At 62.6% G+C, this 15,677-nt stretch carries 15 protein-coding genes; 6 read left to right on the top strand and 9 right to left on the bottom strand.

Annotated features, from left to right (window positions below):
• Positions 1-110 precede the first annotated feature (110 nt).
• A complete protein-coding gene (locus ABQE89_RS22215) occupies positions 111-1,223 on the top strand; it encodes an NDMA-dependent alcohol dehydrogenase (protein ID WP_448420745.1) in 1,113 nt (370 codons plus the stop codon).
• 39 nt (positions 1,224-1,262) lie between these two features.
• Positions 1,263-2,699, top strand: a complete 1,437-nt coding sequence (locus ABQE89_RS22210; RefSeq protein WP_448420637.1) for an aldehyde dehydrogenase — start codon at positions 1,263-1,265, stop codon at positions 2,697-2,699.
• A gap of 40 nt (positions 2,700-2,739) precedes the next feature.
• Here ABQE89_RS22210 and ABQE89_RS22205 read toward each other — a convergent pair whose 3' ends face one another.
• Genes ABQE89_RS22205 through ABQE89_RS22180 form a run of 6 tightly spaced genes read right to left on the bottom strand, consistent with a single transcriptional unit; the run spans position 2,740 to position 10,398 of the window.
• Positions 2,740-4,197: an aldehyde dehydrogenase family protein gene (locus ABQE89_RS22205; RefSeq protein WP_448420635.1), complete on the bottom strand. Its 1,458-nt coding sequence runs from the start codon at positions 4,195-4,197 to the stop codon at positions 2,740-2,742.
• Between the two features lies 1 nt (position 4,198).
• Positions 4,199-6,562, bottom strand: a complete 2,364-nt coding sequence (locus ABQE89_RS22200; protein ID WP_448420633.1) for a CaiB/BaiF CoA transferase family protein — start codon at positions 6,560-6,562, stop codon at positions 4,199-4,201.
• Positions 6,563-6,566: 4 nt separating this feature from the next.
• Positions 6,567-7,766 carry an amidohydrolase family protein gene (locus tag ABQE89_RS22195; protein ID WP_448420631.1) on the bottom strand — a complete coding sequence of 400 codons (1,200 nt, stop codon included), beginning with the start codon at positions 7,764-7,766 and terminating at the stop codon, positions 6,567-6,569.
• A gap of 22 nt (positions 7,767-7,788) precedes the next feature.
• Positions 7,789-8,301 carry an acyl-CoA thioesterase gene (locus ABQE89_RS22190; protein ID WP_448420629.1) on the bottom strand — a complete coding sequence of 171 codons (513 nt, stop codon included), beginning with the start codon at positions 8,299-8,301 and terminating at the stop codon, positions 7,789-7,791.
• 4 nt (positions 8,302-8,305) lie between these two features.
• Positions 8,306-9,247: an LLM class F420-dependent oxidoreductase gene (locus ABQE89_RS22185; RefSeq protein WP_448420627.1), complete on the bottom strand. Its 942-nt coding sequence runs from the start codon at positions 9,245-9,247 to the stop codon at positions 8,306-8,308.
• Positions 9,248-9,249: 2 nt separating this feature from the next.
• The gene (locus tag ABQE89_RS22180) at positions 9,250-10,398 is read right to left on the bottom strand and encodes an acyl-CoA dehydrogenase family protein (protein ID WP_448420743.1); all 1,149 of its coding nucleotides are present in this window, start codon (positions 10,396-10,398) and stop codon (positions 9,250-9,252) included.
• A gap of 400 nt (positions 10,399-10,798) precedes the next feature.
• On the opposite strand from ABQE89_RS22180, the gene ABQE89_RS22175 reads away from it, so the two are divergent.
• From ABQE89_RS22175 to ABQE89_RS22160, 4 genes are all read left to right on the top strand, one after another.
• Positions 10,799-10,999, top strand: coding sequence for a hypothetical protein (locus tag ABQE89_RS22175; protein ID WP_448420625.1), 201 nt, complete (start codon positions 10,799-10,801; stop codon positions 10,997-10,999).
• A gap of 6 nt (positions 11,000-11,005) precedes the next feature.
• A complete protein-coding gene (locus ABQE89_RS22170) occupies positions 11,006-12,529 on the top strand; it encodes a class I adenylate-forming enzyme family protein (RefSeq protein WP_448420623.1) in 1,524 nt (507 codons plus the stop codon).
• 115 nt (positions 12,530-12,644) lie between these two features.
• A complete protein-coding gene (locus tag ABQE89_RS22165) occupies positions 12,645-12,947 on the top strand; it encodes a hypothetical protein (RefSeq protein ID WP_448420621.1) in 303 nt (100 codons plus the stop codon).
• Positions 12,948-13,043: 96 nt separating this feature from the next.
• Positions 13,044-13,367: a DUF732 domain-containing protein gene (locus tag ABQE89_RS22160; RefSeq protein WP_448420619.1), complete on the top strand. Its 324-nt coding sequence runs from the start codon at positions 13,044-13,046 to the stop codon at positions 13,365-13,367.
• 595 nt (positions 13,368-13,962) lie between these two features.
• Here ABQE89_RS22160 and ABQE89_RS22155 read toward each other — a convergent pair.
• The 3 genes from ABQE89_RS22155 to ABQE89_RS22145 are packed head-to-tail and all read right to left on the bottom strand — an operon-like array spanning position 13,963 to position 15,617.
• The gene (locus ABQE89_RS22155; protein WP_448420617.1) at positions 13,963-14,463 is read right to left on the bottom strand and encodes a hypothetical protein; all 501 of its coding nucleotides are present in this window, start codon (positions 14,461-14,463) and stop codon (positions 13,963-13,965) included.
• A gap of 4 nt (positions 14,464-14,467) precedes the next feature.
• Positions 14,468-14,977, bottom strand: a complete 510-nt coding sequence (locus ABQE89_RS22150; RefSeq protein ID WP_448420615.1) for a hypothetical protein — start codon at positions 14,975-14,977, stop codon at positions 14,468-14,470.
• Between the two features lie 10 nt (positions 14,978-14,987).
• The gene (locus ABQE89_RS22145; RefSeq protein ID WP_448420741.1) at positions 14,988-15,617 is read right to left on the bottom strand and encodes a hypothetical protein; all 630 of its coding nucleotides are present in this window, start codon (positions 15,615-15,617) and stop codon (positions 14,988-14,990) included.
• Between the last annotated feature and the right edge of the window lie 60 nt (positions 15,618-15,677).

The raw sequence follows: 15,677 nt of genomic DNA, 5'->3' as shown, positions 1-15,677 counted from the left end.
CTTATCCGCCACCCGGATCTGACCGGCAGGAGATGAGAGGCCTTCGTACCGGGGCGACACGGCACTGCTGAGGCGATCGAGCAAAGGATGGAAACAACATGGGATCGACGTTGACGACCCAAGCAGCTGTCTTGTGGCAGCCCAACACCTCGTGGAGCATCGAAGAGATCGAGTTGGATCCGCCCGGCCGCGGGGAGGTACTCGTCAAGCTGTCCGCCAGCGGGTTATGCCACAGCGACGAACACCTCGTGACGGGCGACATTCCGTTCGAACTGCCGATCGTCGGCGGCCATGAGGGCGCGGGCGTAGTCGAACAAGTCGGTGAAGGGGTGAGCTGGCTCGAGGTTGGCGATCATGTGGTCTTCAGCTTCATACCTGCTTGCGGAGCGTGTCCAAGCTGCTCGACCGGCCACCAGAATTTGTGTGACCTCGGCGCACTGCTCGCGGCAGGAATGCAGGTCAGCGATGGAACAAGCCGCCACCATGCCCGCGGTGAGGATCTCAAGATCATGTGTCTGGTCGGCAGTTTCGCACACCACACCGTGGTAAACGAGGCGAGCTGCGTCAAGATCGATGACGACGTACCACTCGAACTCGCCTGCCTACTGGGATGCGGTGTGGTCACCGGATGGGGTTCGGCAGTCTACGCTGCTGAGGTTTCCCCTGGGGACACCGTGATCGTGGTCGGCATAGGAGGCATCGGCGCAAACGCATTGCAGGGCGCCAAACTCGCCGGTGCAAAACACGTCATTGCCATCGACCCGGTGGAATTCAAACGCGATATGGCGTTCAAATTCGGTGCAGCACACGCCTTTAGCTCTATGGAAGAAGCGCTTCCCGCGGTCCAGGAACTCACCGTGGGTCGTATGGCCGATCGGGTGATCATGACGATGGGGGTCGGCTCGGGGCAGGTACTCGGCTCCGCTCTGGCGCTGGCGTCCAAGCGTGGCCGGGTGGTGGTGACCAACATCCACCCGGCAACGGAGTATTCGGCGTCGATGAGCCTGCTCGACCTGACGTTGATGGAAAAGCAGGTAGTGGGTGCGGTGTTCGGCTCAGGCAACCCGCGGGCCGACATCCCCAAATTGATCGGTCTATACCGCGAGGGGCAGATCGAACTCGATGCGCTCGTCACGAACGTCTATCCGTTGGAAGCGGTCAACGATGGATACGAGGCGATGAGAGCAGGCAGCAACATTCGAGGCGTTCTCCGTTACGAGTAGCGAAACCGTCCGCTCGAATCTCAGGCGAAAGAAGAGGTAATGGCAGCAACTGTCCCAACGTTTGACGGCTTGTACATCGGGGGACGCTGGAGACCACCGGTGGCCGGTGATTCAATCGAGCAGCTTTCCCCGATGACGGGGCGGGCTCTGGGCAGCGCGCCGGCAGCGTCGAACATCGACATGGATCATGCAGTCACAGCAGCTCGGGCGGCGTTCGACGAAGGCCCGTGGCCGCGGATGTCTGTTCACGAGCGGATCGCAATTCTGGAGCGTGCCCGCAAGATCTACTCGGCCCGAGCCGATGACATCGCCTCCCTGATAACCGCCGAAATGGGTTGTCCTGCGTCCATTGCAGAGCTGTTACAGGTTGGTTACCCGCAACTCCTTCTGGACTATTACTTGGATCTGGGACGCACGTGGGATTTCGAACAGCGGCGAGGCAACTCGATTGTCCGTCAGGCGCCGGTGGGCGTCGTGGCGGCCATCGTGCCCTGGAATACGCCGCATAGCGCATTCATGGTGAAGCTGGCACCGGCGCTGCTGAGCGGGTGCACCGTCGTCGCCAAGCCCTCACCGGAGACTGCGCTGGACGGCCTTGTGCTCGCCGAGGTCTTCGCAGAGGCCGATATGCCCGAGGGTGTACTCAATGTCGTTCCCGCTGGGCCGGAATCGGGAGAGCATCTTGTCAGCCATCCCGGCGTTGACATGGTGACATTCACAGGTTCCACAGCTGCCGGGATGCGGATTGGCTCCATCTGCGGTGGCGACATCCGCCGGTTCTCCCTGGAGCTGGGCGGAAAGTCGGCGGCGATCATTCTCGACGACGCCGAGATGCCCTCGGTGGTGCAGGGCCTTCGCTTCGCGTCATTCCTCAACAGCGGTCAGGTATGCACCAATCAAACGCGGATCTTGGCGCCGAGGTCCCGTTACGGCGAGGTGGTCGACGCGTTGTGCGAGATGGTCTCGACGATGACGGTGGGGGATCCGACCGATCCGGGCACCGAGATCGGACCCCTTGTGTCGGAGCGGCAGCGCGACCGAGTCGAGCGCTTGATCGGCATCGGACAACAAGAGGGAGCGACGATCGCTGCCGGCGGAGGTCGGCCGAGTTCACAGGCGGCAGGTTGGTTCATCGAGCCGACCGTCTTCTGCGACGTCGACAACGGGATGACGATCGCCCAAGAGGAGATCTTCGGTCCTGTGGTCGCGGTCCTGGCCTACGACAACGACGACCACGCCGTAGCCATCGCCAACGATTCTCGGTACGGGCTCGGTGGCGGTGTATGGACATCCAACGTCGAGCGCGGGACCGGCCTCGCGCGTCGGGTCCGGACAGGCCAGATGAGCATCAACGGTGCCAGCAGTGAGATGACCTCGCCGTTCGGCGGCTTCAAACAGAGCGGAGTCGGCCGCGAATCCGGTCCCGAGGGATTGATGAACTACACCGAGTTGCAGACGATTTCGCTTCCGGTGTGACACCTGCTACGCCTCCGGCGAGCTCGCCCGGGCGCGTGCGTCACAGCGGATATGTCAGCGCCTGATACTCCAGATAGTCGTCGAGTGCCCACTTGCCGATCTCGCGCCCTATCCCGCTTTGTTTGAATCCTCCTCGAGGAGCGCGAATGCCGTCCATCGCGCCGTTGATCGCCACGGCTCCGCAACGCAGCAGAGGAGCTAGACGTAGACCTGATTGTGTTGTACGGCAGGTGATGTTGGCTTGGAGTCCAAAGATGCTGTCATTGGCGATCTTCACCGCCTGTTCGATCGACTCGTACGGGATGACCGTGAGGACCGGTCCGAAGATCTCCTCCTGCGCGATGGTCATACTGTTGTCGACATCTGCGAATATGGTGGGCTCGTAGAAGTATCCGCGTTCTAGGTGCGGGGGGCGTCGCCCACCGGTGACCAGGCGTGCGCCCTGTTCGAGCCCACTGGCCACGTATCCTTCGACAGCCGACCGGCGCTCTGCTCGGATCAGCGGACCGACGACGGTCTTGGGATCGAGGGGATCGCCGACCGGTTGGCCCGAGACGATCGCCGCCATCCGCTGGACAAGTCCGTCTGCGAGAGCTTGAGGTACCAGCACGCGCGACAACATCGAACACGTCTGGCCGGCTCCGAAACACGCGGGCATCGCCGCGATCTGAGCCGCCACGTCGAGATCAACGTCATCGAGAATGATGTTGGCAGACTTTCCGCCGAGCTCGAGCACGACCCGTTTGACGGTCTCTGCGGCCTTGGCCTGAATGGTACGACCGGCCTCCAAGCCGCCGGTGAAACTGATCATGTCCACATCGGGGCTGGTGACCAGTTCTTGGGCGGCTTCGATTCCCTCACCGGTGACGACGTTGAAAACCCCTGGGGGCAAATCGGAGTCGGCGACGATCTCGGCGAGTTTCAACAGTGACAGTGGGGTTTGTGGTGGCGCCTTCAACACCATCGTGCATCCGGCTGCCAGCGCCGGTGCGATCTTGCGGATCGCGATCATGATGGGAGCGTTCCAGGTGGGCAGCAGACCGCATACCCCGATCGGTTGGCGCAATACCTGCGTCTGCAGGAGTCGGCCACCGAACTCCAGCGGCTGTAGGGATTCCGCAAACGCCTCGGACAACACGAGATCGGCCGCGTCACGCAGAATCTGGATCGGGCCCGACTGGCTCGCGAGGAAGGCCGTCGCCCCGGTCTCTTGGACGAGTACCTCGGAAAGCTCATGCTGACGCTTTTCCATCAGGGTCGCGATCTGGTGGATTATGCGGTACCGCTCTGCCAGCGAAAGCCGCGGCCAGGGACCGTCATCGAATGCGGTGCGAGCGGCCGCAATCGCTTGACGCATATCGGCGGCATCGGCATGCGGTGCGGGCCCCAGGGATTCCTCAGTCGCCGGGTTGACGGTGAAGTATGTAATGCCTGACGCCGCCTCGGTCCAGTCTCCACCGACATACATTCTCCAGGCCACACGGTCGTTCTTACTCACTTCAGCTCTCCTCGGACTTGATGTCGAGTCGCACGGCGTCGCGGGTACTGAGGCTCTGGATCGTTTCCGCAGACATTCCCAGCCAATTCAGGATCTCGGCGGTGTGTTCGCCCAACCGCGGGGCCAGCCGGTGTGGCGGCAGGGTGCATCCGGACATCCGGAAGTACTGATCAGGTTCCCTGATACACCCTTCTTCGGGATGGGCGAGCACTGCCACCCGGCGGGTGCGGACATTCTCCGGGTCGCGCATGAACGCCCGGTTGTTGAATGGCTTCGGCTCCGCAACGGGGATTCCACCCTGGTCGAGTCGATCCAACCAGTACGAGTTCGGCTCGCGGGCGAAGATGTCGGCGAGCGCCATCCCAAGTTCATAGTCGACGGTGTGGCACGACTGCACGGTCGTGTGCTGAGCGAGCAGTTCACATCCGGTGACCGACTGCAGCGCGCTGATCTCGGCTGGCGTCTCCACCGAGATACATATCCAACCGTCGGCGGTCTCATAGAGCCGGTCCAGTGCGCTGACGCCGTACTGGAGGGGATCAAGCTTGCCCGCTCCCAGCACAGTCCCATCGGCCTGGCGTACGACGTGAGCCAAATGGGTCATGGTCGCGTTCAACTGCGGATTCTCGAAATACAGACCCTCGCCGGTCCGCTGGCGGTGAAGCAGCGACATCACCATCGTGATGGCACCGACGAGCCCGTTGCCCGGGTCGGCATTACCTAACGGGTAGAGGGGCCCGTTGAACTGGCCGGCTACCTCGAACTCGGCTCCGACATAGCCGGACAACATCGGTTCGAAACTCTGCCGACGTGCATAGGGTCCATCCGACCCCCACCCCGCGGCGTAGCCGTAGATGACGTCGGGGTTCAGTTCGCGGATCTGTTCGTATCCGACGCCCATCCGCTCCGCGGCGCCCGGACGCATGTTGTGGTGGACGATATCGGCCCAAGCCGCCAGCTTGCCCCTGGTTGTCTGCAGAGCGGGATCTTTGAGGTTCGCCGCTATCGCGCGCTTTCCCGCCTGACAGTTGCGGAAAAGACTTGGCAGGCCCCGGAATGGATCGCCGTGCACCGGTTCGAGCTTGATGACGTCCGCCCCGAGGTCGGCCATATGACGAGATGCGCACGGACCGGCATACATCGCGCCCAGGTCCAGGATCCTGACCCCATGCAGGGGTGCGCGGTCGTCGACAGCGCCAGAGCCCAGCCAGGGTCGGGTATCGCGCCGCTGGCTCCACTCGGCGAGCACCTCACCCGTGTGCTCACCGGGCTGCGGAGCAGGCGGCAGCGAGATATCGTGCTCGCCGAAGAACCGCGCAGGTGGCGCTACTTGTTCAATCGCGCCGAACACGGGATCGTCGATCGTGACCACCATGCCGTTGTGACGCGTCTGCGGCTCGTCGAAGACCTCCGTGGGACGCAGCACCGGAATGCCACATACGTCAGCTTGGGCCATCGCGTCCACCCAGTACGCGCGGGGCTTGCTCGCGAAAATGTCGTGGATGCTGCCGTGCAGGATTTCCTGCTCCTCGGCCGTAAGGGGAATACCCATGTCCAGACCGCGTACGTCGGAGGGTATTTGGCTCTCCAGCCCGAGCAGTTTCATGAGCCGGCCGAATGCTCCCACCGCGCCGGTGTGCACGCCGATGTACTCGTCGTCGGCGCACCGGAAGCTGCCGGTGATCAGACGTCCACTTCCGGCCGGCATGAATGAATCTTCGGTGTGGCTGGTGTTCTGCTGACCGGTATCAGTATCGCCCCACATCATCGCCAGATAGACGAGAGCCCCGTCGTACAGCGAACTTTCGATGTGACGTCCCAGCCCGTCACGGGCGCGGGCGAACAGCGCGGCGAGCACACCGAGCGCCCCAAGGTAGCCCGCGCCGATCGAGGCGAACGGCAGTCCTTCGTAGATGGGCCCGTCCCGGTGGCCGACTTGCTCGCCCATCGTTCCGATCAGAGCGTGCACCAGCGACTCGCGGGCGGCAACGTCGCGGTAGGGGCCATCTGGCCCGAAGCCGGTGATCGAGCACTGTACGAGTGGTGGATACAGCGCGTGCAACGTCTGGTAATCCAGTCCGTACGCGTCCGCCTCGCCGGGGGCCCAGGTCTCGATGAGAACATCTGCGGCTGAAAGCAGTTGTTCCCGTTCCGTACTGGCCGAATGCACATCCAGTTCGATGGCGCGTTTGCCCCGGTTGAACACCGCATAATCGACTGCCAGTTGCTCGCGGCGGGGAGCGCCGCCTATCGGTTCGACCCACACGACGTCGGCGCCGTAGTCGGCGAGCACCCCCGATGCCCGCGTCCCGGCAAGACCTGTCGACAGGTCGAGAACTCGTAACCCTTCAAGCGGTCGGAACACGATCTCAACCCGCAAGCAGGGGCGTACGGATGCCGTAGAGCTCTGCGGCGTTCGCCCACAATATCTTGTGCTTGGCTTGCTCCGAGACGCCCGACATACCTTCGGTCAGCGCCCACTGGATATCGGTGGTGTCCAGTGAGGTGGAGTGCGGGTAGTCGGTTTCGAACATGATCTTGTCTTCGCCCACCTTCTCGACATGGAAGGGGTCGATCTTTTCGAACCAGTAGGTGGTGTAGATCTGGCGCTTGAAATAGAAGCTGGGGGGCTCGGTGTACTCCGGGCAGTCCTCGCGCACCCCGTAACGTTCGAAGTGGTAGTCAGCCGACTCCAGGCAGAAGTTCACCCAACCGAGCCCGGTCTCGACCATGACGAATTTCAGCTTGGGGTACTTCGGCAATATCCCGGACAACAGAAGGTCATTCATCGAGGATGCGTTGTCGAGGAACGCCTCGGTGACTGTACGCGCCCCCATCCGGCGGGGTCCCTCGGCGGCCAACCGGTCCGCATTGACGTACTTCTCCAGTATCCCCTCGTTGGCGCCCACATGGAACCCCACCGACATACCGGTGTCCTCAGCGGCTCTCCACAGTGGCGCCCAATAGGTGTCAGCCAGTGGCGGTTTGCCGTGCAGCTGCGGCATACCGGTCATGACCAGGCCCCGGTGTCCGAGCTCTTTGCAGCGGTGAACCTCCTCGGCGGCGACCTCGGCGTCGAAGTAGGCCACCAGGGCAACCGGAATCAGACGTTCGCGGTCCGCAGCCGCCCACTCCTCGACGAGCCAGTCGTTGTAGGCCCGGATGATCTGAATCTTGTACTCGGGGTCGTCAACTTGTTCGTGAAGGTCGCTGACGACCAGGTTGAGGTTGGGGTACAGCACCGATGCCTGGACGCCGAGTTCGTCCATGACCTCCAACCTGGCGTGTGGGTCGTAGGACGACGGATGCAGGTCGCGGTATGCGGCGTTGGTCAGGAACTGGTTGCTGGGTGGCTGACGCTTGCGTTCGCCGGTCTCGGCATCGAGATGCATGTAGCTCGACGCGGTGACCGATCCCATCTTCTTGTCGCCGACCACCCAGTACTCGACCCCGTCGATGTCTTGGACGTGAGGAACAAGGTTTCCCCATTTCGACGGCATCCGCTGGGTCCAGATGTTCGCTGTTTCGGTGACGTGGCTGTCGACGTCGAATATGAGTTGTGAGTTCATTGTGTTCCTCTCCAGATTGGCGCTAAGCCGGTGGACTAGTGGCTTGAGATGGTTGGTTGTCGGGCGAGTGTGCGGCCGTGCGCAATGCCGGACGCAGACTCCGTAGCGCGTCGGCGATGTTTTCCGGCACCGGGACCGCCTTTTGTGACGTCGCGTCGACGACGACGAAGGTCGCACCGCCGTGAGCGACGAGTGCGCCGTCGTGCCTCGTCCAAACACCCGTTCTGAGTTCGAAAGAGCGTCGTGACAGCGATTCCGATGTGGCGCCCACGATGACTGGTGTACCTGGAGCCAGCGGCGCGTCGAAGACAGCACTTATTCCCAGGAGCACAGGTCGGATCGGTAGCGAAGCCAACGATTTGAGATCGGCCGCCCCAAATAGTTCGGTGACGAGATCATTGGCGGCATCGTGCAGCATGGCCACCAGATCGATCCCCGGTACGACACCGCCTTCATCTGTCGGTGGGGCGCCCGTCGTGCGCTTCCACGTGAATTCTGTTGCGTTGTAGTCGGCGTCGTGAACCTGTGAGGTCACCTCATCACACCTTTGCGATCACATCGTCGCGGAAGCGCATCGCCCAGTCCCGAAACGAGTCGGGGTCGCGAGGCCGGCCGGCGCCGATTGCCGGGAGGGCAACCACGCGTGACACACCGAGGTCTGCAAGGCGCCGGTAATCATCGACCGTGTCGTACTGAACAGCCGTCGTGGTGATCGCGAAGGGCTGGTCCGCTCGTCCTGCGTCGGCGCGTGCCTGGTTCACCACCGACAGCATCTCGCTGAATTCCTCGAGGCTGCGGGAGCCGATTTCGATCCAGCCGTCGCCAAACCGGCCTGCACGTCTCAGCGCAGCGCGCGATGACCCACCGACATGGATCGGGATGGCGGCACGATTGAACGGCTTGGGATTAAACCGGATCGGGCCGAAACGATAGTATTGGTCCTGGTATTCGATGATTTCCTGGGTCCACAACTGACGAAGAATCTGGATGATGCTGTCGGTTCGCCGACCGCGATTGTGAAACTCCGCGCCGACGGCATCGAACTCCGCACCGAGCCAGCCCACACCCAGACCGAGTTCAATGCGGCCGCTGGACATGCGGTCGACGGTCGCCAGGGAACGGGCCAGGGCCAGCGGATGATAGAGGGGGGCGATGCAGACCGCGGTGATCAGCCGCACAGATTGCGTGCAGGCGGCAAGGAAGCCGAGCTGAACGAACGGGTCGTAGCAGGCCAGGTCGCTCGAGAGAAGTTCGACACCGTCCAGCCGCAGAACTCCGTCGTCGGAGTAGGGGTAGTCCGCAGGGATTCGGTCCGGATACACGAGGTGATCGGGAACGTGCAGGCTGGTGAAGCCGGCTTCCTCGGCGATCGCTCCGACTTGTGCATAGTGCCGAGTGCCCACCACCATCTGCAGCCCGAATTGAAGGCCGGTCGACTTGTCGAGTGTGGACCTTGCTTCCATCGGATTGCGCAGGCTCATCGTCAGACTCCCAGTACTCGTCGGCCGATGATTTCCTTCATGATCTCTGTGGTGCCGCCGGCGATCCGGAACAGCCGTGAGTCCCGCCAGTGCTGTGCAATCGGGTACTCCTCCATGTAGCCCCAGCCGCCATGCAGTTGTAGGCAGGTGTCGATCAACCTGAAATTCAGCTCCGTGGTCCACCACTTGGCCGCTGCCGCATCCTCGCCGCTTAGCTCGCCGGCGACATGCGAAGCGAGTTGCCGGTCAACGTAAACGCGCGCGATGTCGACCTCGGTGCGCAGTGTGGCGAGCAGAAACCGGCTGTTTTGAAACGATGCGATCGGCTGGCCGAAAGCATGTCGCGCTTTGACGTATTCAAGCGTTTCTTCCAGTGCTACTTCAGCCTGGGCGACGGCCCCCAAAGCGATCGACAACCGCTCCTGGGCGAGGCCGTCCATGAGATAGGAAAATCCCTTGTTCTCGTCGCCGAGCAGGTTCGCCGCGGGGACACGAACGTCTTCGAAGAACAGCTCGGCGGTGTCTTGGGAGTGCAAACCGATCTTCTTGAGATTGCGTCCTCGCACGAAACCGGGGGTGTCGCGCTCGACGGCGATGAGGCTGAGGCCGTTACTGCCGGGTCCCCCGGTGCGGCACACCACGACCACGACGTCGCACAGGATTCCGTTGGAGATGAAAGTCTTGGTGCCGTTGAGGACGTAGTCGTCACCGTCTCGCACGGCGCGAGTCGTCAGACCCGCCAGATCTGAACCGGCGCCAGGTTCCGTCATCGCAACAGCGGCGATGAGCTCGCCATTGCACAAACCCGGCAACCATCGCCTCTTCTGTTCGTCGTTTGCGAACTTCATGAAATAGGGCAAGGCAACGTCGGTGTGCATGCCGATGCCCTGGCCGGGTGTCAAACCACCAGTGCGGGCGAACTCTTCGATGCGTACCGCGTTGTAGCGGAAGTCGGGTTCGCCACCGCCGCCGAACTCGATCGGTGCCGCCGTGCCGAGCAGCCCGACTTTCCCCGCCTTCTCGAACAGTGACCGGTCGACGATCCCGGCGTCCTCCCAGCGCTCCCGGTGCGGGACCAGCTCACGCTCAGCGAAGCTACGTGCGAGCTTTCGGAAGAGCTCATGCGACTCTTCAAAGCAGGTCCGGCTCAGCGTCATAGAATGCGTCCCAATTGTCGTCGGCGCGGCCGGAGGCTGAATGCTTGGAATGGAGCCCACCGGCCCGGATGATGATGACGACGCTATTGCGAGCCACGAGATGAGTCGTCCGTACCGGTACGGATTCCGCTACGGCACATTCCAAGCACACTCAACGTGAGCACACTTTGATCGCGTGCTCTGGGTGCGCCCGGCATGACAAGTCGTGACGATCTTGACAATCGGTCGTCTTGTCAGCCGTCAGCGCCCGTCGTTCGCTGCCACACAATTGAGGAGATACCACAAGGTGGAACTCAGGCCTGGCACTCGCCTTCACAGCGCAGTGTGTGACGCCGGAATTATCATTGTCAAGCCGCCGAAGAGTTCAGGCGAGATCCGCTGCGGCGGAGTGCCGATGCTTGGTGTCAATGAGACTGCGCCTGCGGGTGCCGTGCTCAGTGCGGATGCACAGGGCGGAACGTTGCTGGGGAAGCGCTACGTTTGCGAGGAATCCGGCCTAGAGGTGCTGTGCACCAAGACAGGCGCGGGATCGTTGGCCTTCGGCGACACACCCTTGGTCGAGCAGGGCGCCAAGCCGCTGCCCCCGTCGGACTGATCCCGCATGAACATCGCAACACTGCTCGAGATGAGTGCCGAGGGATTCGGCGATCGCACGGCGTATGGGCGACCCACCGACGGGGTGTCGTTTCGACGCCTGTTGGAATTGTCCGAAGCCGCCGCACATCGATTCAGATCCGGATCTGTCGACCATGTGGCGTTGGTCGACGAGAACAGCGCCGCGGTGCCTGTCACGCTGTTCGGCGCCGCGCTGGCCGGAGTCGCGTATGCGCCGATCAACTACCGGCTCGCCGAGGACGCCATCGCCGCGCTGCTCGAACGGCTCGGCCGTACGGCGCTGGTTGCCGGGGCCGGCCACGACCATCTGCCTACGAACGGCGGCGAGGTGATTTCTCCCGCCGAGTTACTATGCGCACCACCACGCTTCAATGAAGCTGTCTTTGCACCCGGGGGGCCCGACGACGTTGCCATCCGGTTGTTCACCAGCGGCACGACCGGTGCGCCTAAGGCCGCGGTGCTCAGACACCGCAACCTGAGTTCGTATGTGCTCGGCACCGTGGAGTTCGGCGGCGCGGGGGAGACCGAGGCGGCGCTTGTCAGCGTTCCGCCCTATCACGTCGCGGGTGTCGCATCTGTGCTGTCTGCCGTGTACGCGGGACGTCGGGTGGTTCAATTACCCAGATTTACCGCGGAAAGCTGGATTTCGGCGGTGATAGACGAACAGATCACCCACGCGATGGTCGTGCCGACGATGCTCACCCGGATTGTGGACCTGCTCGCCCACCGTGCAGTGGCGCTGCCTAGCCTGCGGCACCTGTCCTACGGCGGCGGCCGGATGCCCGTGCCAGTGATCGAGCAGGCCATGCGGCTGCTGCCCGACGTCTCCTTCGTCAATGCCTACGGGCTGACTGAAACCAGTTCAACCGTCGCCTTGCTCGGGCCCGACGACCACCGCGAGGCCTTCGCGTCCGACGATCCCGGTATTCGCCGTCGGCTCGGCTCGGTGGGGCGTCCAATCGCCGGAATCGAAATCGAAATCCGAGACACCGACGGCAAGTGTGTCGGGCCGGAGGTGAGCGGCGAGGTCTGGTTGCGCGGCGCGCAGGTCGCTGGGGAGTACACGGGAATCGACCGGCGCACTTCCACCGATGGCTGGTTTCCCACCAACGATGGGGGATACCTGGATCCGGACGGCTACCTCTTTCTGGAGGGTCGGCTCGACGACGTGATCGTGCGCGGCGGTGAGAACATGTCGCCGGGTGAAATCGAGGATGTGCTCTTGCAGCACGACGCCATCTCCGATGCCGCGGTGATCGGTGCCCCGGACTCCGAGTGGGGCGAGAAGGTCGTCGCCTTCGTGATCTCGAACAGCTCGACTCTGTTTGCCGACGACGTTCGTGAATGGGTGAGGGGCCGTCTGCGTTCGTCTAGAGCCCCACACGATGTGCACTTCGTCGATGAACTGCCCTACACCGATACAGGGAAACTCTTGCGCCGCGAATTGCGGCGACGGCTCAGCGAACCGTCGTCACCAACCCCAACCGGTCAGATCACGTCGGCGCCATGAGTCTGATGTCAGTAACGGGGTTCTGCAGCGCGCGTAGCAGGGCCATCCGACGCGGCGACTCACCCATTGTTGCCGCACGCCAACTCACGAGGCGGTGTTGAAGGTGATCGATCGAATGTTGTTGCCGAAACTGGCGACAGTGCTGCTAGGGGGATTGGTGTGTCTGACTGCCGCGCCGGTGGCGCACGCCGGCCCCCTGGTCCCTCCGACGCCCGCCGAACTTGCCTACCTCGACCACCTGCGCCGCGTACTTCCGGGTAGTGGTGATCCGGTGGCGTTCACCAACGACGGCGAACTACTCGACAAGGGCTGGTATGTCTGCCATATGCGCGAAGCCAACGAGCTTGTCGGATATGAGGCGACATTGGTGTCAGCCATCGTCACGCAGGTGGCGTTCATACACCTATGTCCGAGCTGAACCACCGCCGCTGCCGGCGGCGCCACCTGGTCGGCTGTGGCCAGTCGGCGTAGTTGCATCTGAGGAATAAAGCCATCGCGTCGGGAGGAGCCGTATATGCGCAAGCTTGCCGTGCGAACTGGGTGCGCCACGATGGGAGCGGTGCTCACCCTACTGACAGCACCGGTGGTGCACGCAGACAACGCCAGCTTCGTCGCGCAGACTCGTGCTCTCGGGTTCGTGCAATGGGATGATGTGCTGATTCGGATGGGTCTGTCCGCCTGCAAATTCCTTCAACCTCACTATCGCAGGGGTCCTGTCGAGGTGGCCGAGCACATCAAGCGGTATGCGAACGTCGACTTCGATCAGGCGCGCCACTTCCTGATCCTTGCTGTGACCGAGTACTGCCCGCAGTACGCCGACAGGGTCGGCTCGCTGTAATTCGCACACGTGACCGACGAGATGATCACGGCGGGCATCACGGTGGACTGAGCCAAGTCCGGGTTGGGGTGACGAAGAACCGAAACGGGCCGCGCGCACAGTAGGTGCTCGTATCGGCCATCGTTGCGCACATCGTTCCGTTGTAGGTCACGTAGCTGCGGGGTGGGAGCGACTGTTCTGCTCGTCCCGGCGGAAACTGGAAGCGCAGCAGCGGGTCGTGCGTGCTGTACCGGGTCACGATGTTCCCGTTCACCCATCCGATGTGGGTGGTGCCGCTTGGTGCACCCCGGATGTCGCCTTCGCAGCCGAAGCTTCCCCTGTCCCAAATCCCGCAATTGAGTCCGAGCGGGGACCGGAACCACACGCCGGCCGCGCTCGCGGTAAAGAATTTGTCGGGGTCGAGCTGATGGTAGGACGTCAGAATGAGCGAGTGGTCCGGGTACGGACCTGACGGCCCGTCAGCCGACGAGTCTGCGTTGCCCGCAGGGGTGCCGATTACCAGCCCAATCACCAAAAGCGCTGTCAGCCATCGCCAAACCCTGATGCACAGGTACATTTTTTCGTTACTCCTACGTTTCGCTGAGTGCGTGGCGCGTCATGGCAAGAACCCAGGTTGCTCAGGGAAGAGCGGAGTCCGGTCATACGATGAGTTGGTGTCCGCTTTGTGCGGCACACTGCCGTAGCATGTTGCGTTCCCGACATCGAGCCGGCTTTCACAGATGATGTCGCCCCCCATGGAGATGCGCACAGTGACGAACTGTCCTTGTAAGACGCGACCCACCGTTGCGGCCGTCCTGAACGGCGGTCGCCAGTCAACGCGCAATTCGGCGCCGCGGTCTGTCGGACTGAAAGCGTCCGCCACGGGAACGGTGATTCGAAAGGGCAGCGGTACGGAGTGAAGCGACTTCTTGCCTGATCCGTCGCGATACTCGATTTGTCCCACCATGGGGACGACATCCGAGAAGACCTCGTAGGTCACGATGTCCTCGGCGTGAGCGGTCGGCGCCGACGCCACGATCGCGGCGACTCCGACAACTATCGACGCCACCAGCGCGTGGACAGTTCTGGTGTGGCCGCCGTGCTGGACAGCTCGCATGCGTCTAGGCACCGGCTAGCACCACCGCGGTCAAATAGTGTCCAGTCGCTTGATTCTGTAGCACGCTCAGGCCGTAGTCGGTGTAGGAGCAATCGGGCAGGATGTCATATCCGACCAGCAACAAACCCGCAATGGCCTCGGCGTCGGTGACGCCTGCGCCCTCGATCTGCACGGCCTTACCGCCGGCATAGCCCAGATCCTTCAGTATTGGTAAGGGGTCGGGCACCGGCACGGAGCGACTTGTGTGATCGAGCCATGCATCGGTCGATCGATTGACGATCTCGGCGGTCTCCTCGACGACGGGGTTCGAGACTAAGGACCCGCAGGACGCCTGGCGCGCTGACATCACCGCGGCTCTGAGACTGTCAGTCGGCGCCGCCGCCGCCGAAGGTGCCGTCGAAATGCCTGCGCTGAGAACGGCTGTCACCATCAGCGCCGATATGGCGTGGCGTCCGAGGCGCTGCACATACCTCGTCGGGCTGCTGTCGGCGAGTGGAATTTCGGCACGCGTCATCGTTGTCCTCCTACCCGCAGACATGTGAACGGTGAATGTCGCTGCCCCAACGCTTCGCCTTTTGAACCGACGGCCCAGTGAACCAGGCAGGTTGGTGAGCCTTTATCCCGTTGCTCACGTTGGAGAGCTGTTCCCAGAGCTTGTAGAAGGCTTCTCCTTCATAGATGGGGAAGAAAGTGTCACCAAAGGAATTTCGGGACTGCGTAAGTGCCTGCACACGTGGCCCGAGAAAAGCCAGTGACCTGTCCAGGTTGCCGGTGACGATATCGACCTGTTGTTGAATGTTGTCTCGGCTGTAGTCGAAATCTTTACCGTCGGGCCCGATTCGGTTGAACTGAAGCCTGTCGATCTGGTCTCTCAGCGTGGCGTATTGGGCGCTGTACCACTGGCACATCTCGCGCATGGCGGTGATGTCGGCGTCGGTTACCCGGTTGCGTGTCTGATCGTATGGGAATGGGTATTTCGGCGCCCAGTGCGACGGTGTCGGCGTGACGACGGGAAGAGGGCGTAGCAGGCTACTGTCTGAGGGCGGCAGAGGTGGCGAAGGCGGGTCGGGTGGCCGTGCATCGGACATCGGCCCGAGCACTACGGCCGCCGCGGACAGCATGATCACCACGCTCGCCGCGACGGCGCCCACCAGGACAAATCTGTTTCGGAACCGATCATTTCTTGACCGGTCGCCGTTAGCTCTACGCGTCAC

It is taken from the genome of Mycolicibacterium sp. XJ1819 (genome assembly GCF_053483675.1).
The sequence above is the reverse complement of the archived record's forward strand: the minus strand, read 5'-3'. Positions and strand labels throughout refer to the sequence as shown.

Bases quoted from the DNA above. Each gene is read 5' to 3' on its own strand.
- ABQE89_RS22155 (WP_448420617.1), bottom strand. From the start codon at position 14,463: ATGCGAGCTGTCCAGCACGGCGGCCACACCAGAACTGTCCACGCGCTG.
- ABQE89_RS22210 (WP_448420637.1), top strand. From the start codon at position 1,263: ATGGCAGCAACTGTCCCAACGTTTGACGGCTTGTACATCGGGGGACGC.
- ABQE89_RS22170 (WP_448420623.1), top strand. From the start codon at position 11,006: ATGAACATCGCAACACTGCTCGAGATGAGTGCCGAGGGATTCGGCGAT.
- ABQE89_RS22150 (WP_448420615.1), bottom strand. From the start codon at position 14,977: ATGACGCGTGCCGAAATTCCACTCGCCGACAGCAGCCCGACGAGGTAT.
- ABQE89_RS22175 (WP_448420625.1), top strand. From the start codon at position 10,799: ATGCTTGGTGTCAATGAGACTGCGCCTGCGGGTGCCGTGCTCAGTGCG.
- ABQE89_RS22185 (WP_448420627.1), bottom strand. From the start codon at position 9,247: ATGAGCCTGCGCAATCCGATGGAAGCAAGGTCCACACTCGACAAGTCG.
- ABQE89_RS22160 (WP_448420619.1), top strand. From the start codon at position 13,044: ATGCGCAAGCTTGCCGTGCGAACTGGGTGCGCCACGATGGGAGCGGTG.
- ABQE89_RS22195 (WP_448420631.1), bottom strand. From the start codon at position 7,766: ATGAACTCACAACTCATATTCGACGTCGACAGCCACGTCACCGAAACA.
- ABQE89_RS22165 (WP_448420621.1), top strand. From the start codon at position 12,645: ATGTTGTTGCCGAAACTGGCGACAGTGCTGCTAGGGGGATTGGTGTGT.